Below are 24,658 nucleotides of genomic sequence, written 5' to 3'. Positions count from 1 at the left end.
ATTAAAAGATTATTGCTTGGTATTCAGGTATAGTTTAGCTACCAGATTTTCTTCCGAATGGACCACATGAGGAGGTTAGACACTTGAAATCACACCAAGGAACCCAGAATGAATTTGAACTGTTGAAAAGAAATCACACGGTGCCTGTTTTTGTTTCCGAAACGGAAAACAGCGCGGTGCATCTTGCCTTTTGCAATCTTATGCGAGATATTGATTGGGTTTGCGGTTGTAAGCTATTGCGAGCAAAAGAAATGGATCAAAGCAGCATCGTGATCGGCACGATCACAGACAATGAGCCGTTACTCGCTTATCTGCAAGAAAAAGGGGTATCGCTGAAAAAACTAGCGCTGGAGGATGGCTCATATCGGTGGGAAGCGTTTCTTCAGGAAGTCATTGACGGTGTCTTATATATCATAGGAACCGACAGGCGCGGTACCATCTTCGGAATCTATGACTTGTGCGAGGCAATGGGTGTGTCTCCGTGGTATTACTGGGCGGATGTACCGGTGAAAACCTACGATGTATTTTGTCTGCCTTTGGACTACTCCAAAGCAGATTGGCCAGCGGTTCAGTACCGGGGAATTTTCCTGAATGATGAGGAAGAGCTTGATGACTGGGCCAAGATTCATACGCAAGATGGCACCATCGGGCCTGCCGCGTATCAATCCATTTTCGAACTTTTACTTCGACTGAAGGCCAATTTCATCTGGCCTGCCATGCATGTGAATTATTTTAATGAGAATCCCGAAAATGGAGTACTCGCTGAAAAAATGGGGATTGTTGTAGGCACGTCGCATTGCGATATGTTGCTTCGCAGCAACCAGAATGAATGGGAGCCATGGCTTGCAGCCAAGGGTTATGACGACGCCTCATACGATTATTCCATCGAAGGCCGAAATCGCGAGATTCTACAGGAGTATTGGCGGGAAAGTGTCGAGAAGAATAAAAATTACGAAGTGTGTTATACGGTTGGCATGCGTGGAATCCATGATTCGGTATTTCATACGCAGGCCATTGATGAGGACAATTCCATGACTAAGGAAGAACGGGCAGAAGCCAAGTGTTCTCTGCTAGGAAAGGTCATACAAGATCAAAAGCAAATTCTCAAGGACGTGATCGGCGAATCAAAAGAAAATGCTTCATTACAGACATTTATCCCGTACAAAGAAGTACTAGAGCTATATGACCGAGGTCTTGATATACCTGAAGGTGTGACTCTCATTTGGGCAAACGATAACTTTGGGCATATGCGCCGATACCCGAATGAGAAGGAACGTCAACGCAGTGGAGGCAACGGTTTGTATTATCACAACTCTTACTGGGCAGCTCCAGGAACGGGGATGAGCTATCTCTTTATCAATTCAATTCCATTGGCCCATACAGAGAATGAATTGAAAAAATCGTATGAATCCGGAATCCGAAAATTGTGGATTCTGAATGTTGGCGGGTTGAAGCCCCTTGAACAGGATATGGAATTCTTTTTGCGATCTGGCTGGGAAGCCGGCAAAGAGGAAGGAATGACCAAGAATGCATCCCAATTCGTCGAATCTTGGATAAACGCCAATTTTTCCGGCAACCACGGACCTGAAGCTGCGGAATTATATGAAACATTTGCACAGGTCACTAATGTACGAAAGATCGAACATATGCAATCCAATGTGTTTTCACAAACTGTATTAGGTGATGAAGCAGGGCGCAGATTAATGCGGCTGGAGGATATTTTTCGTCGAGGCAATGCCATAATGTACAGCCTTCCGGTCCAGGAGCGGGCTGCATTTTTCCAGATGTTTCTCATGAAAATTCACGCGTCATATTATACTAACCATGAGTTTTATTTTGCCGACAGAAGCACGCTTTCTTACGAGCGCGGAAACATGCAGGCTGCTGACCGATATGTGGAGCTTTCGATAAAAATGGCGGACTACAAGCGAAGAATGCTTCATTTCTATAATGCAAAAATGAGTGAAGGCAAGTGGAATGGAATCCTCACACCGGAAAGCTTTCCACCACCGCCTACCGCCTTGTATCCTGCGCGAAAGCCCGCATTGAAAATTGCTCAGGGTGGCATGAGAATCGACCTTTGGAATGAAGAAACCACACTGCGCTTTTCCATCCATGGTCAAAAACAAAAATGGTTTGAGATTGGAAACCAGGGGAACGGGACTATTCCATTCACGATTGAGGTAATGGAAGGCGAAGATTGGATCATTCTTTCCGAAAGTGAAGGATTGATCCAAACGGAGAAAAGAATTCTTGTCTCGATCATTGATCCGCATCAGCATGCTGGAAAGACTGGACAACTGACCGTCCGAAACCATAAAGATATGACTTCTGTTCCAATAAAGGTGCAAGTTGAGGAAGGTGTAAATGTTCCTGAAACGTTTTACGGACATATAGAGGCAGACGGGTATGTGTCTATCCCAGCAGCCTCCTACGACCATAATGTTCCCGGTGCAGATTCGACAGATAAGTCTGGTTGGGTAGTCATACCGGGGATGGGAAGATATGAAGGAGCCGCGATGATGGCCTGGAACGGTGAACTACGACCCCTTGGAGGAGAGCTTAAGAATCATCCATATTTAGGATACGATATTTTTTTGAAAGAGGCTGGGCAGTTTACCTTAGAGATTCACCGTTTTCTTACTTTAAATTCGACAGGCAACATTCGTTTCGGTATCGGAGTCGATGATATAGCACCTATTCTGGTAGAATCAGAGACTCGTGACGAGTGGCTGGGCACCTGGCAGGAATCCGTTTTTAATAACGGTGAGAAGATAAGAGTGGAGCTGCCCTACCTAGCTTCCGGTATACATGCCTTAAGAATTTATATGGTAGATCCTTATGTCACGATTAACAAGTTAGTGATATATACGAATGAGCAAAAAACGTGCAATTTAGGACCGATTGCCAGTCAGCATTATCATAGGTTGGTTACCGATCACGGTCTGGAAAGTCCTACTGTGAATTGGAATGAAATCGAACAATTATGTAATCAATTTTACGAAACTGGAGAGCATGAAGTACCTCTCCCCGTCGTTCTTTATGCCACAAGAGATTTTTACGCTACCATCGATGAGATCTTCTTGAAATGTTTTGATGTTCCGCAGACCATGTTGGGGGACAAACGCTATGTGGACATCTGTGATGCTGACGGTACCAAGGATATTATAAAAGAATTTGGTGCGGGTATGTTTATCGAATCAAACAGCATCGTTGCGATCGAAGCCGAATATGCATTGGAAAACTCTAAAAATGCGTATCTCACGTCCAGTAAAGACGGTAATGCTATTGATTGGAGCCACGTACAGGCCGAAACCAATGGAAGAACAGGTTTCGCCATGCATGTCTCTGAGCCTGGAAGGCAGTGGGAGAACCCGGAGATTGCTCCAGGGATGCATTACAAAATAAACATCACGAATTCAGGTAATTACCATATTTGGATTTTGGTTCGACATCATAACGGCCAATCCGATTCATGCTACTTATCGCTGGACGGCGTAGTGAGACCTTTATCCGAACAACTGGGCCAGGGCACACTGCATACGTATAACACAGCTCAAGTGTACTATTGGTGTTTACTGTCGGATTTGGAATTGACCCGTGGTGATCATCTGTTTTCGATCTTAGCTCGAAAGTCGCAACTCAGAGTCGACCGGATATATATGACACAAGGGAACGAATTACCGCCTGTGGATGCACTCTGGACGGATTCGATAAGAAAACAGCCCTAAGTTAAAGTAGCGCCTCCATGCTGAAAGAGCGGAATTTAGATACATGTTGAGATTCCGCTCTTTTTTCGATAATAAAAGAAACAATTCATTCCTGAAGATTGTTTAATATGAGTTTCAAGTATTCTCTAGCTGATGGATTCAATGGTTGTAAGGGTAAAGGAAGACTGGGACTTGAGATCAAGCCACTTATTTCTGCTGCTGCTGAAACAACACGAAGGCTACCATATTGATGAAATAACGTCCAAATAGGTTCAAGTAGTGCCGAGAGTCGTTCTGCTTCGTCAGCAAAACCGTCCTGGGCCAATCGGGTCATATTTAGACACGCTTTTGGGAACAATCCGCCAAGAACTGAGAACCATGCTTCACAACCTGCATTCAAGCCGGTGACTGCAAATGAATCTCCACTTACTCCTATAGTTACGTGGGGAGGAATCGACCCTCGTAGTTTTTTGATGCGTGTCTTGGCTGCTTCGGGATCAGTAGGTACTCCGGGAATCTTAATCGAACCAACATTAGGTAACTCAGCAATTCGGCCGTGCAATTCATCACTGAAATGAAAATGGGAGGTACCCGGATTATCATAGACACAAAGTGGAATGGAGAGTGAACTGGTTACCTGTTCATAAAGTGAAAATACTTCTTCATTCGTTAGTGCTTGATAGGAGATGGGGGCTAGCAGCACTGCACTTGCTCCTGCTCTTTGTGCATCTTCCGCTAATCGAAGTACTTCTAAGGTACGAATCGCACTTATACTTGTCATCACGGGAATCCCCTCGGCTGAGTGGACAGCAAGTTGAAGAACACGTAAACGTTCTTCTCGATTAAGATATGCATAATTTCCAGTTGATCCTAATGTACCAATTGAGTCTACACCAGCTGCAACTAATCGTTGAATCAGCGTCACAAATGCTTTTTCGTCAATGCCTGTCTCATTAACCGGTGTGAGTGGAAAAGCAGATAATCCGTGGAACATAAAGTTACACTCCTTTATGAATTGACCTTCAAAATACAAACACATTATAAAAATGAATAAGACGCAATTAAAGTACCAATTAAGAAACAAATAACTGTACCAATTCTTCTAGAGAACTTAAAATTGAAAATAAAGATTCTGTATCGAAATTAATGTAATGATATTACGCCTTCAGATCAGGTTAGTTGAATTAGAAAGACAAAAAGCATTCTATATTGAATGCTTTTTGTCTTTATCATGATTTGGTGATGTACCAGAGTGTGTTAAGATGCGATCTAATACTTTTCCAGTGAGGGGCATGAAATAATTGAGTATTAGCCCCCCTAGACCAACAGTTAACAAAGTTCCGATGCCAATGGGTCCATTTAAAATTAACGCTATGACCAAGAATATGAGGTAAATGAATGTTCTTGAAAAAAATAGATTTGTTCTAGTTAATTCCTGTACGATTATTGTTAATCGGTCAACTGGAATGGGCGCAAAGTTTGTCTGTAAATATGTTGCAGTTCCTAATCCAACAACAATTAAACCAATTCCAAAACAAACAACTTTGCTGTACCATAGTTCAGGCGTTAACACATCCTGCAATAAAAAAAGCCACATATCAATACCAATCCCCGTTATAAATGCTGTTAACAACCCCAAAACTTCTGGTCTTTGTCTATTTAAAAGTGAATTACAACAGATCAAAATCAAAGCCATTATGATTTCCCAACTTCCTACAGTAAGCCCCACATTTGTGGATAGTCCTACCAAAAGCGCATCAAAAGGTGATGTCCCAAGGTCTGATTGTATAGTGAAAGAAATACCAAGGGATAATATAAAAATACCTATTACAAAAAAAAACATATTTCACTTTACTGACCTCTTTAATATAATTTTATATTGCAAATGCAACAAAGTTAGGGTAGATTAAATATATACCATGTTTATTGCATTTGCAACAAAATAGGGGCAAAGGAGTTCATTATGAAGGAAGTACTTCGTGAAATTGGGATGATAGCCAGAGCATTAGATTCGATAAGTAATATTGAATTTAAAGAATATGACCTTACAAAAGGACAGTATTTATACCTTGTACGAATATGTGAAAACCCAGGAATCATTCAAGAAAAGTTAGCTGAGATGATAAAAGTAGATCGAACAACCGCATCTCGCGCTATCCAAAAACTTGTAATTAATGGGTTTATTGAAAAGAAAGAGGATCAGCATAACAAAAAAATTAATAAACTCTTTCCAACAGAAAAAGGGAACAATGTCTATCCTTTCATAAAAAGAGAACATGATTATTCGGATAATGTTGCCTTAGCGGGATTTTCGGAAAGTGAAGTAAACACTATTTTTAATCTACTTCAAAGAGTAAGAAAAAATATAAGCGATGAATGGGAATTTGTGAAAAAAGGGAACAAAAGAATTTACTAATTGATTTATATGAAGGAGCATAAATTTATAATGAATGCGAAAATTATCAAATGCAGCCGTGCAGATTTACAAACACTCCAAGAAATAAGCATTGAAACATTCAACGATACTTTTAAAGAACAAAATTCACCTGAAAATATGCGAGCCTATCTGGAAAGAGCATTTAACTCGAAACAGTTAGAGAAGGAATTGTCCAATGTCTCTTCAGAATTCTTTTTCGTCTATTTTAATGAAGAACTTGCTGGATTTTTAAAAGTAAATATAAATGATGCTCAATCCGAAAAAATGGGTGATGAGTCACTCGAAGTTGAGAGGATTTATATCAAAAACAAATTTCAAAAACATGGGCTTGGTAAATATCTGTTAAATAAAGCTATGGAAATTGCACTGGGACATAATAAAAAGAAGGTCTGGCTCGGGGTATGGGAAAAAAATGAAAATGCCATTGCTTTTTATAAGAAAATGGGGTTTGTTCAAACGGGTGCACACTCTTTTTATATGGGGGATGAAGAACAAATTGATTTCATAATGACCAAATCAATGATACTATAATTGAATTTAAAAATGTTTTCTAGGGTTCCGCGATGTCATATCGGCTGGTCCGAGAGAAAACTCACAGTCGTTGTACTGTGTCACGGAGGGATAAAAGCCTGGGAGAAAAACTGCTGTATGCAGTATGATCTCAGGCTTTTTTTAATTGCTGCTTTGATCCATATTACATTTGCAGCGTTATCAAAAAGGAGGAAGTACAAAATGAACAAGACATGGTTATCTGTTGTAATTGCGGCATTATTTGAAGTTGCATGGGTTATCGGGCTGAAACATGCCAGTGGATGGTTAGAGTGGGGAGGGACTTTGGTTGCTATTTTTGTAAGTTTCATACTCATGATTATGGCTTCCCGCACGCTTCCGGTTGGAACCGTATATGCAGTTTTTGTCGGTTTGGGAACAGCCGGAACTGTATTGGCAGAAATATTGTTGTTTGGTGCTGAGGTGCAGGGATCTAAATTCATGCTGATTGGGTTGCTTCTGCTCGGAGTTGTAGGACTCAAAATACAGAATAAAGAGAAGAAACAAGGAAAAGAGGTGCACTAACGGATGAACTGGGTATTTCTGATTTTGGCAGGCGTATTTGAAATGATTGGAGTTCTCATGATTAATAAGCTTCATAAGGATCGGAATTTCTTGTCCATTTTCTGCTTGCTTGGAGGCTTTGGATTGAGTTTTTTCTTTTTAAACCTGTCCATGGAAGCACTACCCATGGGAACAGCCTATGCCGTCTGGACTGGTATTGGAGCTTCGGGTGGGGCCATACTGGGTATGATCTTTTATGGTGAACCGCGTAATACCACGAGAATTTTGTTTATTGTGATGGTACTCAGCTCAGCGGTTGGACTAAAGCTTGTAGGCTGAACAATGATGGGATTTGAAGACAAACTCCCTATACTGGGAAAGCAGCTAGGGAGTTTGTTAATTTATGTTCTATGATGTCCTTCGTCATTGGGGTAATGTGACAGATTTGATTTGAGCAGAGGTATTTCCGTAAATATCCTTCGCCAGCAAAAGAATATGCAGTGTATCGGCTTGGGAGGCACCACTCTGTTTGTATATCGTAGTTGGAAGTGTTGCTGACCAATTAGCTTTATCTTCTGTAATAGCGACACGCATGCCATTGACATAAACTTTGAGCTGAGCGATTTCACTTTGATCTGTGACTGAACCTTTCAAAGCGAGAATATCGCCCTTGAGCGAAGTATTCAACTTAAGTGCAGGAGCTTCTGTTTCCTTGCGTTTAGAGGGTGGGAGAGCAGTTTGTGGGTTATAGGAAAAGGTTTCATCCTCAAGCGCTGGCGTGCGTGTTGCAATAGGACGGTTTTTGGTTGCTTGCTCATAGGAATAAGCGTATCGAAGCAGGTCGTTATCGCTATATGCGGCACCTGCCATCGTCAGGTTGACGGGCATACCGGTATCTTTCATAGCACCCATACTCACAGACACACTTGGGATTCCGTACTCGCGTAGAAGGAAATTCGTATTGGAGAAATAGTTGCCATTCTCCCAAGCCTCCTCATAGGATGTTTCATTTACATCGGAGTCCGCTTTGCCGATATTCGAATTGGCCGGGAAAACTATAAAATCAAGGTTATTTTGCTTCATCCAATTTTCAAAATCAATCTTTCGTACATTTTCAAGCCCCCGTAGCCCTTCTTGAAACTGAGGAATTTGTTCGTAAGGGGTGACGCCTTTCTTTATGGTGTCAATGAATACGTCATAGTGACCAAGGTCTCTGCCACGTTTGGCATCAACTGAACCGGGCGGATTCGGAAAGACGGTTGCAGGGTCGATATTAGTCCATGACGGGAAATTCGGATCGCCCACACTTTTAAGGAATTCCTCAGCTACATAAGGATTAAGCAGCCCGAATTCCTTTTCAGCCCACTTTGCCGGCATCAAACCGCGTTCTTCAGGTGTTTTCGCTGTTGGTCGGTCCTTCTCGCTGTTCACTTGCAAGGGGAAGTCAACTTCCACAACTTCAGCTCCAAGAGCAGTTAAATCCTTTACAGCTTTTTCCCATAATGCCTGTATTGAAGGTCTGAATTTAATCGGAGTTGTGGTTTCAGAGTCCTTACCGATATAGATTTTCGGAACACCGATGCGTTTGCCTTTCAAAGCCTGCGTATCTCGCAACTCCAGATAGGAATTGGGACGGACACTGTTGACAGAAGGGAGCCGAACGGCTTTCTGTTCTCGCCAAAAATCGCCCTTGGTGATTTTGTCCTCTACAACGATCACGTCAAGCAAGCGGAGCATGTCCTCGACAGTTCTCGTATGTGGGACGACGACATCCCGTACAGGGAAGAGCGGCCAATTCCCCCGAATGGAGATTAGGCCCCGCGATGGGGTGTAGGCAATTAAACCATTGTTCGATGCTGGTGATCTTCCAGAGGATACCGTTTCTTCCCCCATACCGAAGGCAGCGAGGTTGGCGGCTGTTGACACGCCAGATCCGTTAGAGGAGCCAGAGTACCAGGCTGCAGCCAAATAATCTGGATTGTACGGACTTTCGGCACGACCATAAACGCCTCTTTGCATTCCACCAGCTGCCATTGGCGGCATATTGGTTTTACCAATGAGCACCCCACCGGACTTTCGTATCTTCTCTACTGTAAAGGCATCATCTTTTGCCATCAGGTTTTTGAAAGCCGGAGATCCAGAAGCAACAGTGAGTCCCTTAACCTTGTAACTGTCTTTAACCGTGTAGGGGATGCCTTGCAGAGGCCCGGTATTAATCCCCTGAGCCCTTTGCTGATCAGCCTGAGCGGCTTCTTTTAGTACGTCAGGATTCAGAACAGGGATGGAATTCAGCCGAATGCCACTAGAATCATAGGCATATACCCGGTTAAGGTACATGGCTGTGAGCTCGACACTCGATAGTGCTCCTGACTTCATCGCGTCCTGCATCTGAGCAATCGTAGCCTCTTGCAATTGAAATGTAACCAGGGAGGAGGTAGGTTCACTAGTTTTACTTGAGGATGAGAGTGAGGGTGAAGGAGCGGCGGATGCAAACGAGCATCCCGTGAGAGTTACAATCATACCAGCTGCGATCCATTTGTAATAGCTACCGATTACATTCCTTGTATTCGCTTTTAACGTTCGTGCGCGCATAGCATTTTCACTCCTTAAAATAAGATAGGTAGGATCAAGAATTTGAATAGAGGGGAATGAGGAAAGGGCTCTTTTTTGTACAAATCTTTCTATTTATACTACTTATTTTCATTGTAAATGTCAATTTTTGTAATGTTGAAAGCGAGAAAGTACAGCTAATAAGTTGCATTACAATCCTTGATACGTAAAGATACTTTCAGGACTGATATATTTTGGTTCCAATCAAGTAATCTATGAGAACAAATTAATATGAAGAATAAACAACTCAGTAATCAGATTTCTACAGGAGGCGGGTCAGTATATTAAATAAAAGATACATTGAAAGAGATCCACTATGAAGCATTAAAAGAAAAAAGACAACTTAATTACGCCACTTTTTCTTTTTAATCAGCGTATGGGAGTATATAGGATCGAACTTTTCAGAATGATTTACAATTTAAGTTTTCCTCTATTTACGTTTCTTTAACTGTAATATAAGGCAAAAAAGAAAATCCAAGCCCACTCATAACGGTTTGTGTAATCGCCTCTACACTCCATAACTCCATGGTTTGAAAATGAAACTGGAGCCGATAAACATAATAGCGCAGAAAAAACAGGTATATATACCAACTCAAAGGAGAATTACATAAAGGGATCGAGGATAAAATAGCGGAGGATTTATTTTAAACACACTAATAAGGGGAATGTAAATGTTGAAAAGAATACTATTAGTATCCATTATTTTTTGCCTAGTAATAAGTACGTTTGAATTCACTGAGAAAACATTGCCTAAAGCTGCAGCATCCACTGGATTTGCTCATCCTGGCCTATTACATACGAAAGAAGATTTTGACCGAATTAAGCAAATGATTAATGAAGGCAGACAACCCTATTTGGATGGTTGGAATCAATTGCTGTCCAGTCCACTATCACAGGCTGGATGGAAACCACGCGCTACTTCTACCATTATCAGGGGAGGAAGTGGGCAAAATGTAGCTGTGTTTTACAATGATATAGCTCGTGCTTATCAGAATGCACTTCGTTGGAAAATTACAGGGGACACCGCAAATGGAGATACAGCTCGTGATATTTTGAATGCCTGGTCCTCTAATCTTAAAACGATTTCCGGCAATGCTGATCGCTACTTAGCGGCGGGAATTTATGGATATGAGTTGGCTAATGCAGCAGAACTTATGAGAGATTATCCGGGGTTTAATGTGGAACAAATGCAGAACATGCTTCTTACCGTATTTTACAAACCATTGAACGAGAGATTCCTTATTGGCAATGAATATGGCAATAGTCATAATGATTCATATATACAGAATTACTGGGCGAACTGGGATCTAAGCAATATGGCTGCCACCATTGCAATCGGAATATTCTGTGACCGCCGGGATATTTATGATATCGGTGTTGAATATTTTAAAAATGGTGCAGGAAATGGGTCCATTTATAATGCGATCCCATTCCTTCATCCTGATGGTCTTGCCCAATGGCAAGAGTCTGGAAGGGACCAAGCGCATACTCAATTAGGTATTGGTTTAATGGCCACAATTGCTGAAATGGCGTGGAATCAGGGAGATGACCTTTATAGATGGGCGGACAATCGTTTCCTGCGTGCTGCTGAATATGTTGCCAAGTACAACAATGGCGAGGATGTGCCATTTACAACTTATGAATGGGGATCAGGTAGAAACGGCGCGATAAATAGTCAATCCGGAATATCGCCTGCCAGTCGTAATGAAATGCGGCCCATCTGGGCAATGATTTATAACCACTATGTCAATCGAAAAGGTCTGTCTGCACCCAATATTGCTGCCCGAATGGCTCTGGAAGGTACCGAAGGTGGTCCGAATTTAAAATATCCATCAACGTTTGACCAACTTGGTTTCGGAACTCTTCTCTACACCCGGCCTGCTGGCAGCGGAGATAAAGCAAGCATTCCTGATGGAAATGTTTCTAATGGTATTTATCGTTTCAACGTGCGTTTGGACGGCAAGGTCATGGAAGCCGATAATACGATAGAAGGTGCAAATGTAATTAAATCAACCTATGCAGGTAAAGAAAATCAGCAATGGAGTGTTACGCATCTAGGTGGCGGTCAATACAGTATCAAGAATGTGCAGAGTGGACGTTCACTCGAGGTAACAAATGGCTCTCTGGATCATGGCGCTAAATTCCAACTGGCTGCTAGTACTGACCAAGATCAACAAAAATTTGCTTTTATCTCTACAGGAGATGGTTACTATCGCATCACTCCTGTAATTTCCAATAAGCCAGCTGATGTCACAGGCCTATCAACTGCAGAGGGAGTTCCTATCCAGCAATGGCGGTATACATCCAATTATAATCAACAATGGAAGCTTGAATCTATTGAATAGCGCTGATCAGTAATTTGCCTAAAAGCATCAATCTAACATCGTTTATTCAATCGGTTGAATCTCATTCAGCATTTCCTTAGTCAAGCCACTATATTGGGAAAAGCTGTGCGGCAAAAACTGGTGTCGATATTCCGTCGGCGCCAGTTTTTTATTTTGGTACTGAAAGATATATTACTCCAAGACAATAGTCCGTCTGGTCATAAGCGCCTCCTCTTTAACCAACCTCTTTATTGTAAACAACATAAGTTGTATAGTTGATTTTGAATGAAACTCGAGTATTATTTAATCGGCAATAGTGCTTCATTTTTGCCTAGACAACATGTATAAAAAATTGTTGAAAATAAGGAGAGCAGCCTATCGCGTCTTCTTGCCACTTTGTTGCTTGTTGAACTACCAATAGATCTTCAAATTTCCAACTAAAAGGAGGATTTAAAAGTGTTTGAGACTGAATTGACGCGTACTCTAAAAATTCGATACCCGCTTTTTCAAGCGCCGATGGCAGGTGGCGTTTCGACGTCTGAATTAGTAGCGGCTGTTTCAAACGTTGGTGGGCTAGGCAACCTAGGAGGCGGATACTTAACGCCGGAACAACTCCGCAGCGAGATCCAAAAAATCAAGCAACTAACGGATCAGCCATTCGGAGTAAACTTGTTTGTGCCTGAGCAATTTGAAGAGTCGGAAGAAGCTATCTACCGGATGACGGATTATCTCAATAAATATCGTATCGAACTTGGCACTGCTCAAAATCCATTGATTTTGAAGTCTGCAGAATCGTTTGAGGAACAGGTACAGGTATTATTGGAGGAACGTGTGCCCATATTTAGTTTCACGTTTGGCATACCATCTCCAAACGTGATTCAAACCATGAAACAGCATGGAATATTCGTCATTGGAACTGCAACAACCGTTGATGAAGCCAAGCAATTGGAAGCAGGGGGTGTAGATGCTATTGTGGCTCAGGGGAGCGAAGCAGGCGGGCATAGAGGGACCTTTCTGAAAGACGTCTCCCATGATGCTTTGATAGGCACCATGGCTATTGTTCCGCAGATCGTTGACCATGTGTCGATCCCGGTCATCGCAGCGGGGGGAATCATGGATGGGCGGGGACTTGCAGCAAGCCTTTTATTAGGAGCTTCTGCAGTACAGATGGGCACTGCGTTTTTAGCCTGTCCTGAGAGCGGTGCCCACGAAAAGTACAAGCAGAAAATCCTCTCGGCAAATGAAGACTCCACTCAAATTACACGTGCTTACTCCGGCAAAGCTGCAAGAGGCATTCAAACAAAATTTATGATTGACATGCATCAGTACTCCGAAACAATCCCTGCTTATCCTATTCAAAACGCGATGACCCGGGATATTCGTCAGGCGGCTGCAAAAGCAAACAACCCCGAGTATATGTCACTTTGGGCTGGCCAGGGGCTTCGGTTAGCCAACGACCAACCTGCTGCTTCAATTGTAAAACAAACCATTGATGAAGCCAGTATTCTTGTCAAAAGTTAAAAAGCCATTATTTCGTTTTGATCTTATTTGAAGGGCGATTTCCATGAGGTTTGGTGTCGAGATAATTTTAGATACCAGCATACTTGAGAAAATAAATGCGTGAAGACAAAGTCTATGGACTTCTGGAGAGAGAAGCAAAATAGAATTATTTACTCTCCCATGAGTACGAAATAGATGGTACCTAGTCACTTGGCTGGGTATTTTTTTATTGAATAATAGAAAAAACATTCTAGATAATGAAAGGATAAACATACCAGCAAACTATTTGAACTGTTTGGTGGAAATCATAACCTGATTTTGATACATTTCTAATCGTAAATATTACTATTTAAAGGGGGAGGTAAAGACCGTGAACAATAAAAACAAAAGCAATGCTGCTGTGCGGCTCCCGCGTGCCAAAGGCATTGATATGGCGACCATATATACACCAAAGGAGTGCGCCCGCAAGGTCAAACGAATCGTACTAGCCGAGAAAAACCAGACAATTGTGGATGAGTTTATTACGATTTTGGGAATGAAAGAAAAGTTTGAGGAGCAGGATGTGCCCATGCCTAACAAGATCGTAATGTTTGGTCCACCAGGAACTGGAAAAACACTAACGGCTTTTTATTTGGCGCAGCGCTTAGATCTGCCGCTTATATTAGTGAGGCTTGACGCGATTATCCATAGTCATTTGGGGGAAACAGCGAGCAATGTGCGCAAGATCTTTGACTATGCAAATGGGACGCCTTGTGTTCTGTTTCTTGATGAATTTGATGCTCTGGGGCGTATGAGGGATTCAAATGATGAAGTGAAAGAGATGGCACGAGTGGTGAACACGCTGCTACAATGTCTAGACGAGTTCGGCGGAGAGAGTGTTTTTGTCGCAGCCACCAACCTTGAGGAAGAACTGGATACAGCGATATGGCGCCGTTTTGACACGAAAATGACGTATACATTGCCAACGCATGCGGATCGGATTCAATACATTGAACTGCTGATCGGGGAGAGCCTTGCTGGACAGGCTGCAGATTTGCTTGCCGGATGCAGCTTTGCTGATATTGAGCAGATTGTGTTAAAAGCAAAACGAAAAGCGATTATAGAGAACCGAGCACTTAATTTTGAAAACATAGAAAATGCACTGTCGGAGTATAATCCTCGCATGAAGGTATAGAAAGAGAAAAATTCAAAAATACCCAGACGCCTATTAGCTGATTTGGGTACTCACTGGGTATTGTCATTATGGAGCCAATTTTTGATTGGGTCTCATATGTATTTATGTATATGCTATGTAAATAATCTTGGGCGTCGATAATTGTTTAGTGTGAAACAAATGTGGGAAGTAGATTTATAAACGACATGTTGTATTGACATGTGGACAAAACAGGATTATATTTTTTATTAATCGTAATTATTACTATTTAAATAATTCATCCTACAATCATGCAGGGTGAATACAATGATGTAAAAAAGGTTCATGAGAAACGACACCCCATATCTTGATCTGTGAAACTTATTCTAGAAGGAGTGCATGAAGTGATTTTATCTGACCGCACGCTGCGAACGCTGATCAGGCAAAAAAGGATGACCGTATCTCCGCTGACAGAGGAACAGATTCAGCCTGCTTCCATTGATAGTGAAGAGACCTTGATTCCACCGTTATCCTTTATGCTCGCAACCACGATTGAAACAATTCGGCTGCCGGGTTATATTACGGCTTTTGTCGAAGGGTGGATTTCAATTGGACGTATGAGCTTATTTATGAAGCGTTCCGATCCGACATGCATTTAATCTAATCACTAAAAGGAGCTAGAAAAATCAATGGCCAAAAAATCAAAAGTAGTACGTGAGAAGAGACGTCAGGAGACCGTAGCCAAATATGCAGAGCTGCGCCGTCAGCTGAAAGAAAGAGGGGACTATGAAGCATTGCAGAAGTTACCGCGTAATGCATCCCCTACTAGACTGAAAAACCGTTGTGAACTGACGGGGCGCCCGAGAGGATATTTGCGTAAGTTTAAAGTATCACGGATTGTCTTTCGTGAACTGGCTCATAAAGGACAAATTCCTGGTGTCACCAAGTCGAGTTGGTGAACAGAATAGAAGTCCAAGATGAAGCAATTGCTATTTTGACCGCATGTCTTGTTGCATTACCTACCGTGCATAAGGAAATGGGGAACATTCGCCGCACAGCTCACGAGCAGACAACTGCTACCTCTGTGGGGGGGATTTTTCATGGCCTGCTTCATAGAAGATGTATAAAAAATCTACATTGAAGGGGTTTGAGCATGGAATAAACATGTGAAAAGTCTGATTGGGAGTTTGCAAGGAATGTACAATTTAGAATTAGCACCTTAAGGGGGGACTTACATGGAAACGGAACAAGATCCACGCATTCCGGTAACGGTAATTACGGGATTTTTGGGAGCTGGTAAAACGACGCTGCTTAATCATATATTGAAGGCAGATCATGGTTATAAAGTCGCTGTTATTGTGAATGAATTTGGAGAAGTGGGCATCGATAATGAACTAATTGTGGAATCTGGCGAAGAAATTATTGAAATGAACAATGGCTGCATCTGCTGCACAGTACGAAGTGATCTGGTGGATATTATGAAAAATTTGTTGCATCGAAAATTTGCAGAGACTCCTACACCTGTCGAATATGATCGGATTGTTGTTGAAACTACGGGTTTGGCTGATCCGGGACCGGTCATTCAGACTTTTCTTGCGGAGCCACTGATTTCAAACTTTTTCAAAATTGATGCTGTTATAACCGTAGTAGACGCTAAACATGCTGAACATCATCTAGATAACGGACATGAGGCAAAGGAACAAGTCGCTTTTGCCGATGTCATATTATTAAACAAAATAGATCTTGTCGAAAAGGAAGATATTGCTCGCTTGGAATCCCGGTTGAAAAAGATGAACTCACATGCCCGATTGACGCATACACATCAATCCTTAATTAATTTGGATCAGATTCTTGGAGTTAATACATTTGATCTTGATCACAAACTCGAAGTCGATCCACATTTTCTGGAAGAACATCTTCACCATCATCATGATGACGATGTTTTCTCCATTGTTCTCACTGAAACGAGACCTTTGGATCTAGATAAAGTGAATAAGTTTATAAACGATTGGTTGGTGGAGCATTCAGCTGATACGTATCGATACAAAGGAATTCTTAATGTACAGAAAACAAATAAAAGGGTCGTATTTCAGGGAGTTCACATGATATTTGGGGTGGATACTGATAGGGAATGGAATGTGGATGAAGACAGAACAAGCCGCATCGTTGTAATTGGAAAAGATTTGGATGAGGACTGGTTCAGAGCACGATTTAGCGAATGTGCGGTTGCCGAAGCAAGCGTCTGACAAGGAGCAGGATAACATGAGTAAGAGTGTGACACATTCATTTGTACTGCCTGATAAGGCTGAAAGGCTTCGGCTATTCGGTTCAGTTGATCCAATACAGGGAGACAAACCTGTTCTCAAAGAAGAGATGCAAGATTTGCAAAATAGCAAAAATGATTTTCTGTTTGAGTTACAGCAAGTAGGCATCGAAAATTTGAAGTATCCTATCGATGTTATTTCGGTAAAAAGTCCTGTAAAGGTGTCCAGCATTGGCAATTTTCGACTGACTACCTCACTGGAGCGGGAATTTAAAGGCATTAATATGAGCCGATTGGCAGAACAGCTTCAGCATAGTCGCAATGAGGGACTGAGTGACCAAATTACAGATTTACTTAGACTGACGCAGCGAATTGCCGAACAGATGAATCAACAGAAATCACAACTGGAAGTTACCTATCCCTGGTTCTATAACCGTGCTGCACCCATAACAGGTTTATTCGGGTTAAACCATTCATTGGCTTCGATTACTGTGACATAGGAGGCAGGTAAGTCTCCTATTATTAAAGCAGGTCTAAATATACAGATTACAACGTTATGTCCTTGTTCTAAAGAAATAAGTGAATATAGTGCACACAATCAGCGTGGTATGCTACGAATTCAGGTACAGGGCAACCCTGGAGAATTATTGCCAAGTGATTGGAAGGAAAATCTGTTGGATGCCGCTGAATCCAATGCAAGCAGTTGCCTTCATCCCGTATTAAAAAGGCCTGACGAGAAACAGGTTACAGAACGTGCGTACGAGAATCCTCGATTTGTTGAAGACGTAGTGCGGTTGGTGGCTGCTGATTTGTATGAAAAGCATTGGGTAAGTAAATTCAAGGTGGACTGCAGTAATGAAGAGTCCATTCATCAGCATGATGCGATTGCACGCATTGTGTATGATAAGTCCAGAGCGTATGAATGTGTTGATGATTACTTTACTTTAATCTAGATCATCAGAAGATGATAAACATCAGAGTGAACTGCACCCCAATTTTTAGACGCGATCTAACTTTGGAGGTGCAGTTTTTTGTGTCAAGTTGCAATGAAGTATTCCTCTTCGCATTCAGGTCGTGAGTGGTCATGAAACTTCAACCATTACATATTTTCCCGAATTGACTTTATGTCCGGATATCATTATTATCTTACAGTATAAGATAAATGCAGAAGGTGGTACTGCCAATGGACTATAAAGCGTCAGCAACAGAACTATTCGAGTGTATCGTCAAATCGCGCAAACCGGTGTTAGAGGAACGAGCGCATTTCTCTCGTGGTGAAATGGGGATTCTCATCGCTTTGAGTCATCAGGATGGGGTTACTTCGGGCCATTTGAGCGAATACTTGTCCGTCAGTACGGGACGGATCGCAACGGCACTGAAAAGTTTGGAGAAGAAAGGGTTGGTTGTACGACGTACGGATGCTAACGACAAACGTAAGGTGATTGTATTCATTACGGATTCAGGCAAGCAATTTATGATGGACAGGTATAACGAAGGAGTCGCATGGAGCGAGAAAATTCTTCGAAAGCTGGACGAACAGGATGCCAAAGAGTTTATCCGACTCATCAAGCTTATTGTCTCTAAAAGCTGAATTCCTATGTAGAGGACGTATGCAGGATACGTTAATTGCACCAAACACCTAAGATTTTCAGATAAAGGAGAAGAACAGAATGCTGAAGATATTCAAATATCTCAAGAAAAATGAATGGATGTTCGTTCTTTGCAGCTTGGCCTTCATCGTTGTGCAGGTGTGGCTGGATTTGAAGCTGCCTGATTATATGGCCGAAATTACAACCAAGCTGCAAACCGCCGGAACGCCGATGTCGGAACTGCTGATTCCCGGTATTTATATGCTGTTATGTGCTGTCGGCAGTATGATTGCATCTATTATTGTCGGCTATTTTGCGGCAAAGGTCGCGGCAGGGCTGGCCATGCGTCTGCGTGCGATGGTCTTTGACAAGGCCTTATCTTTTTCCATGGAAGAGATGAACAGCTTTTCAACAGCCAGCCTTATCACCCGCTCCACGAACGATGTTACCCAAATTCAAACGGTGGTTGCGCTGGGGCTGCAGGTGATCATCAAGGCGCCGATTCTGGCCGTGTGGGCCATTGCAAAGATTGCGGATAAAAACTGGCAGTGGACCGCCTCTACAGGAGTGGCTGTGGCTGTCCTGATCCTGATGCTGAGTGTCATTGTTATTTTCGCTCTTCCGAGTTTCCAAAAAATCCAACGTCTCACCGATAATCTGAACAGGGTAACACGTGAGCATCTGACCGGGCTTCGGGTGGTGCGCGCTTATAATGCAGATCAGTATCAGGAGGAGAAGTTCGGACAGGCCAATGCAGAATTGACAAATACAAACCTGTTTGCGAACCGGTTAATGGCAATGGTTGGTCCGGGGATGACCTTTATTATGTCGGGTCTGAGTGTCTCGATCTATTGGATTGGCACATACCTGATTAACGGAGCGGCCGTGCCGGACCGCATTACGCTATTCTCTAATATGGTCGTATTCTCCTCATATGCGGTGCAGGTGGTCATGGCCTTTATGATGGTAAGTATGATATTCTTCCTGATGCCTCGAGCTTCGATTTCTGCCAAACGGATTATGGAGGTATTGAATACCGAATCTCGCATCATCGACGGACATGAGACAGCTGGAGAAGAGGGCGTTATGGGTCAGGTGGAATTTCGTAATGTCAGCTTCAAATATCCGGATGCCGAGGAGCCTGCGCTTCGCAACATTAGCTTTACGGCAAAACAGGGCGAGACGGTTGCCTTTATTGGTGCAACAGGCAGCGGCAAAACCAGTGTGATCAATCTGATTTCCCGTTTCTACGATGTGACTGAGGGTGAGGTACTTGTGGATGGCGTGAATGTCAGAAACTATAAGCAGCAGACACTTCATAACAAAATCGGGTATGTCCCACAGAGAGCCGTACTTTTCAGCGGTACAGTGGCTTCCAACGTTTCGTATGGTGATAACGGCAGAGCAGAAGTTTCGGAGAAACTCGTCAAAGCCGCTGTGGAGATTGCCCAGGGTACGGAGTTTGTCGAAAAAATGGACGGTCAATATCAAGGACGGATTTCACAAGGTGGAGCGAACGTGTCGGGTGGTCAAAAGCAGCGTCTGTCCATTGCGCGTGCCATCTACCGTCAGCCAGAGATTTACATCTTCGATGATTCCTTCTCGGCACTCGACTACAGAACAGACCGGGTCCTGCGCTCTGCGCTTAAACAAGAAACCGGCCATGCTACGACACTCATTGTTGCTCAGCGCATAGGCACCATTAAGGACGCTGACCGGATTATTGTTCTCGACCAGGGCGAGATTGTAGGGAACGGCACACATGAAGAGCTGATGGCGAATTGCAGCACCTATCAGGAAATCGCTTATTCGCAGCTTTCGAAGGAGGAACTCGTACATGGACAAGAATGAACACACCGTCGGCAGTAAGCATATCAAAATGAAACAGCAAGGTCCCATGGGTAGAGGTCCTACGGAGGGGATGGGGACTGGTAAAAAAGCGAATGATTTTAGAAAGAACATCCGTCAGCTCTTATCCTACATCAAGACCTATATGCCTATGATTATACTCTCTATGGTGCTAGCGCTGGCCGGTTCTGTCTTCAACGTGATTGGTCCGGATAAGCTCAGCGATATTGCCAACCTGATCCAGGAAGGAATTGTAACAGGGATTGATATAAATGCTATTCAGAAGATTGTTCTTGTATTGGTGGTTTTGTATGGTCTCGGCCTTATCTTTAATTATTTCCAGGGATTCATTACGGTAACCGTGTCACAGCGCCTTACAAAGAAGATGCGGACAGAACTGTCCCGAAAAATTAATCATATGCCTTTGAAGTATTTTGATGCTACGAGCTATGGTAATGTGCTAAGCCGTGTAACCAACGATGTCGATACCATTGGACAAACGTTAAACAACAGTCTCGGCACACTTGTCAGCGCCTTGGCAACCTTTGTGGGTGCATTGATTATGATGCTGTATACGAACTGGATCATGACCATTACCGGGATTGTAGCTACGCTGATTGGTTTTTCACTGATGACCGTAATTATGAAGCATTCACAAAAATATTTTGTAGCACAGCAAGTGGAGCTTGGCCAGATCAACGGTCATATTGAAGAAACCTATGCTGGTCATAACGTAGTCAAGGTATATAACGGAGAAAAAGCAGCCAAGGAAGTGTTCCATGGCATTAATGGCCGCTTGTATACAAATGCATGGAAATCCCAGTTCATGTCTGGCCTGATGATGCCGGTTATGATGTTCATCGGGAATTTCGGTTATGTAGCGGTCTGTATCGTGGGCGCTTTGCTGGTGAACCAACATGTTATAACGATCGGAACTATTGTGGCCTTTATGGTGTATATTCGTCTATTTACACAGCCCTTGTCACAGTTGGCGCAGGCTGCAACCAATTTGCAATCGGCGGCTGCTGCCAGTGAACGTGTATTCGAATTTCTGGATGAAGAAGAATTGAAAGATGAAAGTGATAAGACCATGAAGCTAGATAACGCCAAAGGGGATGTTGAATTCAAACATGTTCGTTTCGGTTATAACGAAGACCATATGATTATCAAAGACTTCTCTATGAAAGCTGAAGCTGGTCAGAAAGTCGCCATTGTTGGCCCGACAGGTGCTGGTAAGACGACGCTCGTGAATTTGCTCATGCGGTTCTATGAGCTGAACGGAGGGGAAATTTATATTGATGGAACTCCGATCAGCCAATTAACACGTGAGAATGTTCATAAATTATTCTGTATGGTACTGCAGGATACATGGCTGTTTGAAGGAACGATTCGTGAGAATATCGTCTTTTCCCAAGACCATGTTACCGATGAACAGGTAGAAGCCGCATGTAGAGCAGTGGGTCTGCACAACTTCCTTAAAACTCTGCCGCAGGGCTATGATACAGTACTAGACGACAAAGCCAATCTCTCTGCTGGCCAAAAGCAATTGATTACCATTGCAAGAGCCATGATTGAAGATGCGCCTATGCTCATACTGGACGAAGCCACAAGTTCGGTCGATACGCGTACGGAGTTGCTGATTCAACAAGCGATGGACCGACTTACTGTAGGGAAAACCTCTTTTGTGATTGCCCACCGTCTCTCAACGATTAAGAACGCCGATCTGATTCTGGTCATGAAGGACGGTAACATTATCGAAACGGGTAATCATGGAGAATTGCTGGGTAAAGGCGGATTCTATGCCGATTTATATAACAGCCAGTTTGAAAATGCATCCTGAAGAATACAGTTGTAGGAAAACACAATAGCAACAACATGGAACTGGACAAGTGTTTAAGGCAAGAACACTGAACCAATAAAAAGTCGCTACATAGCGGCTTTTTTGTTTTATTGAACAAGTTCTTATGCATTAATGGTCTTACTGAACATGTCCTGAAAGGACAAAGGAAACTCGTTGATTATTCTATTTTTTTGTGGGTATTCGTAGTTTCAATTTTGAATAACTTTCCTCTCATCATGAAGAAAATACTTGCACTTGTTGGAAGCTTCAAAGGAACCAGAGGTGAGGATGGTTTATAAAGTTCATAAACATCTATGCAGATGAGGCGACTATTGATAATCTATAACGAAAATTCTCTTAATCGAGACCTTGTAGACTTCTTTCCATACCGAAGCAAAGCCAGTAACAAAAAAAGACATGGAGCTTATGCTGAAAACTTATTTGCCTCAACCCCAAAGGGACGTTTTATCAGGGGTAAAAAAATTTTTTTCAGAAGATCATGCGGATTCCCATCATTACGAAGTTCCTACACAACTTCAATGATTTTAAATTAGAAGAAGACGACCCAAAACTACATCTGAGCCTAAAAGGGATTATTTATTACATGGAAACCTGGCGATGACGCTCATGAGTAACCAAACTGATGAATATAAGATACTTCAAAAGTCGGTTGAAGCATATATAAAAAATTGATTCGTATCAAAGGAACAATATTCTTGTCCTGTACAGTTGGAAGTACTTAAATAAGATTTACTAGTATCCCGGTAGAGAAAGAAATCAATTAGGCAGCCTATCGGTAAGCAATGTAACGATAATGTCCCTTGGTATTTTATTATTCAATTTTTTAATTGAATAATAAATCGTACTTATTTATACTAAAATAAGCTCGAAAATCTCAGGGGATAAAGAGGTGAAATATATATGAAAGCAATTCAAGTTCCTGCTAAAGGTGAACCGATGAAATTAGTTGAAATCCCTATACCTGTTCCAGCCCAAGGGCAAGTACTTCTTCGGATTGAAGCATGCGGAGTGTGTAGTGGGGACGCAAGCACGATTAGTGGAGCTGCCCCAGAGTATCCAAGAATACCCGGTCATGAAGTAATTGGAATAGTTGAACAACTAGGAGATGGATTCACAAAATGGGAGATCGGGCAACGTGTAGGAATGGGATATCATAGTGGAGACGATCATGTAACGGGCTTGACTATGGATGGTGGTTACGCGGAGTATATGGTCGCTTTTGAAGAAGCCCTGATTCTTATTCCCGATGAAGTTTCTTCTGAAGAAGCAGCACCTTTAATGTGTGCTGGTGAAACTACATTTAGTGCGCTGCGAAACAGCTCTGCACGTCCAGGCGACTTGGTTGCCATTTCCGGCATTGGTGGATTGGGCCATCTTGCTGTGCAATACGCCAAGAAAGCTGGATATCAGACAGTTGCTATATCCCGAGGAGTGCAGAAAGAAAATCTAGCAAAAGAACTCGGGGCACATTTTTACATCGATTCCGAAAAGGAGGATCCTGCTAAAGCTTTGAAAGCGTTAGGTGGAGCTAAAGTCATTCTTGCCACAGCGCCAAACGCCGGAGTGATATCTTCTTTGGTTAATGGACTAGCGACAGAAGGTGAGCTTATTATCGTAGCTGGATCCAGAGAACGTTTAGAATTGTCAGCTATGGATTTCTTGAAAGGTCCCCATACAGTGAAGGGATCATTTACTGGGAAAGCCAAAGAAATTGAAGCTGCGGTACGGTTTAGCGTCTTGACTGATGTCCGACCTATAATTGAAGTTTTTCCTTTAGAACGGGCAAGCGAAGCGTATGAAAAAATGATGGCAGCAAAAACACGGTTTCGGGCAGTTTTAAGTATGTCTGCTGAAAACAAAGCCAAATAAAAGCTCGCCAAGGAAAAATGAACTTGAGTCTTTACTTGACAGTAATTATTGTTGAATTTATAATTCAATTATTAAATTGAACAATTTATTGGTTGAAATATATATTGGAGGTAATCCTTATGAGTGCAACTGCATTAACTAATCAGACTTTCAACAACCAAATTCAGTCTGGAATAACCCTGGTTGATTTTTGGGCACCTTGGTGTGGTCCTTGTCAAATTCAACTTCCTATCATTCATCAATTGGCCGATGATCTGAAGGGAAAAGCGACTATTGCTACTATTAATGTGGATGAACAGACGGAGTTAGCCACGCGTTTTGGAATTAGAAGCATTCCGGCGTTGCTTTTGTTCCAAGATGGTAAACTGATGGATACAATGATTGGGATTAACCAAAGAGATGTTCTCGAGGCAAAAATTCTTAAACTTATGAATTAACGAATCAGATAATCGGTAACAACTC

19 protein-coding genes, 2 pseudogenes and 1 riboswitch are annotated in these 24,658 nt (G+C 42.4%); of the genes and pseudogenes, 17 read left to right on the top strand and 4 right to left on the bottom strand.

Annotated elements, in window-relative coordinates; genetic code table 11:
- Positions 1-83 precede the first annotated feature (83 nt).
- A complete protein-coding gene (locus BN1546_RS25220; RefSeq protein ID WP_090739208.1) occupies positions 84-3,731 on the top strand; it encodes a glycosyl hydrolase 115 family protein in 3,648 nt (1,215 codons plus the stop codon).
- 85 nt (positions 3,732-3,816) lie between these two features.
- Here BN1546_RS25220 and BN1546_RS25215 read toward each other — a convergent pair whose 3' ends face one another.
- The gene (locus tag BN1546_RS25215) at positions 3,817-4,704 is read right to left on the bottom strand and encodes a dihydrodipicolinate synthase family protein (RefSeq protein WP_090739207.1); all 888 of its coding nucleotides are present in this window, start codon (positions 4,702-4,704) and stop codon (positions 3,817-3,819) included.
- A gap of 210 nt (positions 4,705-4,914) precedes the next feature.
- Complete coding sequence (locus BN1546_RS25210; RefSeq protein WP_090739206.1) at positions 4,915-5,553, bottom strand: YczE/YyaS/YitT family protein; 639 nt, start codon at positions 5,551-5,553, stop codon at positions 4,915-4,917.
- Positions 5,554-5,673: 120 nt separating this feature from the next.
- Here BN1546_RS25210 and BN1546_RS25205 point away from each other — a divergent pair, with 120 nt between their 5' ends.
- From BN1546_RS25205 to BN1546_RS25190, 4 genes are all read left to right on the top strand, one after another.
- Positions 5,674-6,126, top strand: a complete 453-nt coding sequence (locus BN1546_RS25205; protein ID WP_013371169.1) for a MarR family winged helix-turn-helix transcriptional regulator — start codon at positions 5,674-5,676, stop codon at positions 6,124-6,126.
- A gap of 30 nt (positions 6,127-6,156) precedes the next feature.
- Entirely contained in the window at positions 6,157-6,678 is a 522-nt protein-coding gene (locus BN1546_RS25200; RefSeq protein WP_090739205.1) for a spermidine/spermine N(1)-acetyltransferase, read from the top strand.
- Between the two features lie 8 nt (positions 6,679-6,686).
- A riboswitch (guanidine-I (ykkC/yxkD leader) is annotated at positions 6,687-6,785 on the top strand.
- Between the two features lie 94 nt (positions 6,786-6,879).
- Entirely contained in the window at positions 6,880-7,221 is a 342-nt protein-coding gene (locus BN1546_RS25195) for a DMT family transporter (protein ID WP_058831437.1), read from the top strand.
- A gap of 3 nt (positions 7,222-7,224) precedes the next feature.
- A complete protein-coding gene (locus BN1546_RS25190) occupies positions 7,225-7,539 on the top strand; it encodes a DMT family transporter (protein WP_090739204.1) in 315 nt (104 codons plus the stop codon).
- Between the two features lie 84 nt (positions 7,540-7,623).
- Here BN1546_RS25190 and BN1546_RS25185 read toward each other — a convergent pair whose 3' ends face one another.
- Both BN1546_RS25185 and BN1546_RS28270 read right to left on the bottom strand, forming a co-directional pair.
- Positions 7,624-9,792, bottom strand: a complete 2,169-nt coding sequence (locus BN1546_RS25185; RefSeq protein ID WP_090739203.1) for an amidase — start codon at positions 9,790-9,792, stop codon at positions 7,624-7,626.
- 361 nt (positions 9,793-10,153) lie between these two features.
- Positions 10,154-10,349 (bottom strand): annotated as a pseudogene (locus BN1546_RS28270) (LysR family transcriptional regulator); the annotation flags it as partial.
- 132 nt (positions 10,350-10,481) lie between these two features.
- Between BN1546_RS28270 and BN1546_RS25175 the strand changes: the two are divergent.
- The 12 genes and pseudogenes from BN1546_RS25175 to trxA all read left to right on the top strand — a co-directional run bounded on the left by BN1546_RS25175 (position 10,482) and on the right by trxA (position 24,633).
- Positions 10,482-12,155: an RICIN domain-containing protein gene (locus BN1546_RS25175; RefSeq protein WP_090739202.1), complete on the top strand. Its 1,674-nt coding sequence runs from the start codon at positions 10,482-10,484 to the stop codon at positions 12,153-12,155.
- Positions 12,156-12,590: 435 nt separating this feature from the next.
- Positions 12,591-13,655: an NAD(P)H-dependent flavin oxidoreductase gene (locus BN1546_RS25170; protein ID WP_090739201.1), complete on the top strand. Its 1,065-nt coding sequence runs from the start codon at positions 12,591-12,593 to the stop codon at positions 13,653-13,655.
- Between the two features lie 349 nt (positions 13,656-14,004).
- The gene (locus BN1546_RS25165) at positions 14,005-14,808 is read left to right on the top strand and encodes an AAA family ATPase (RefSeq protein WP_090739200.1); all 804 of its coding nucleotides are present in this window, start codon (positions 14,005-14,007) and stop codon (positions 14,806-14,808) included.
- 362 nt (positions 14,809-15,170) lie between these two features.
- The gene (locus BN1546_RS25160) at positions 15,171-15,425 is read left to right on the top strand and encodes a dCTP deaminase/dUTPase family protein (RefSeq protein WP_090739199.1); all 255 of its coding nucleotides are present in this window, start codon (positions 15,171-15,173) and stop codon (positions 15,423-15,425) included.
- 30 nt (positions 15,426-15,455) lie between these two features.
- The gene (gene rpsN / locus BN1546_RS25155) at positions 15,456-15,725 is read left to right on the top strand and encodes a 30S ribosomal protein S14 (RefSeq protein WP_090739198.1); all 270 of its coding nucleotides are present in this window, start codon (positions 15,456-15,458) and stop codon (positions 15,723-15,725) included.
- Between the two features lie 276 nt (positions 15,726-16,001).
- Positions 16,002-17,012 (top strand): CobW family GTP-binding protein, encoded by a 1,011-nt coding sequence (locus BN1546_RS25150; RefSeq protein ID WP_090739197.1) that lies wholly within the window; start codon positions 16,002-16,004, stop codon positions 17,010-17,012.
- Between the two features lie 16 nt (positions 17,013-17,028).
- Positions 17,029-17,982: pseudogene (gene folE2 / locus BN1546_RS25145) on the top strand (GTP cyclohydrolase FolE2).
- Positions 17,983-18,212: 230 nt separating this feature from the next.
- Positions 18,213-18,620, top strand: a complete 408-nt coding sequence (locus tag BN1546_RS25140; RefSeq protein WP_013371190.1) for a MarR family winged helix-turn-helix transcriptional regulator — start codon at positions 18,213-18,215, stop codon at positions 18,618-18,620.
- A 79-nt stretch (positions 18,621-18,699) separates the two neighbouring features.
- Positions 18,700-20,469, top strand: a complete 1,770-nt coding sequence (locus tag BN1546_RS25135; RefSeq protein ID WP_040101334.1) for an ABC transporter ATP-binding protein — start codon at positions 18,700-18,702, stop codon at positions 20,467-20,469.
- Entirely contained in the window at positions 20,456-22,306 is a 1,851-nt protein-coding gene (locus BN1546_RS25130; RefSeq protein ID WP_090739196.1) for an ABC transporter ATP-binding protein, read from the top strand. The genes BN1546_RS25135 and BN1546_RS25130 overlap by 14 nt, the downstream gene beginning before the upstream one ends.
- 921 nt (positions 22,307-23,227) lie before the next feature.
- A complete protein-coding gene (locus BN1546_RS25125) occupies positions 23,228-24,196 on the top strand; it encodes a zinc-binding dehydrogenase (RefSeq protein ID WP_081275942.1) in 969 nt (322 codons plus the stop codon).
- Positions 24,197-24,315: 119 nt separating this feature from the next.
- Positions 24,316-24,633 (top strand): thioredoxin, encoded by a 318-nt coding sequence (trxA, locus tag BN1546_RS25120; RefSeq protein ID WP_058831444.1) that lies wholly within the window; start codon positions 24,316-24,318, stop codon positions 24,631-24,633.
- The last annotated feature ends 25 nt before the right edge of the window (positions 24,634-24,658 follow it).

The sequence above is a fragment of the Paenibacillus sp. Mc5Re-14 genome (assembly GCF_001049835.1).
Taxonomy (GTDB): Bacteria; Bacillota; Bacilli; order Paenibacillales; family Paenibacillaceae; genus Paenibacillus; species Paenibacillus polymyxa_C.
The sequence above is the reverse complement of the archived record's forward strand: the minus strand, read 5'-3'. Positions and strand labels throughout refer to the sequence as shown.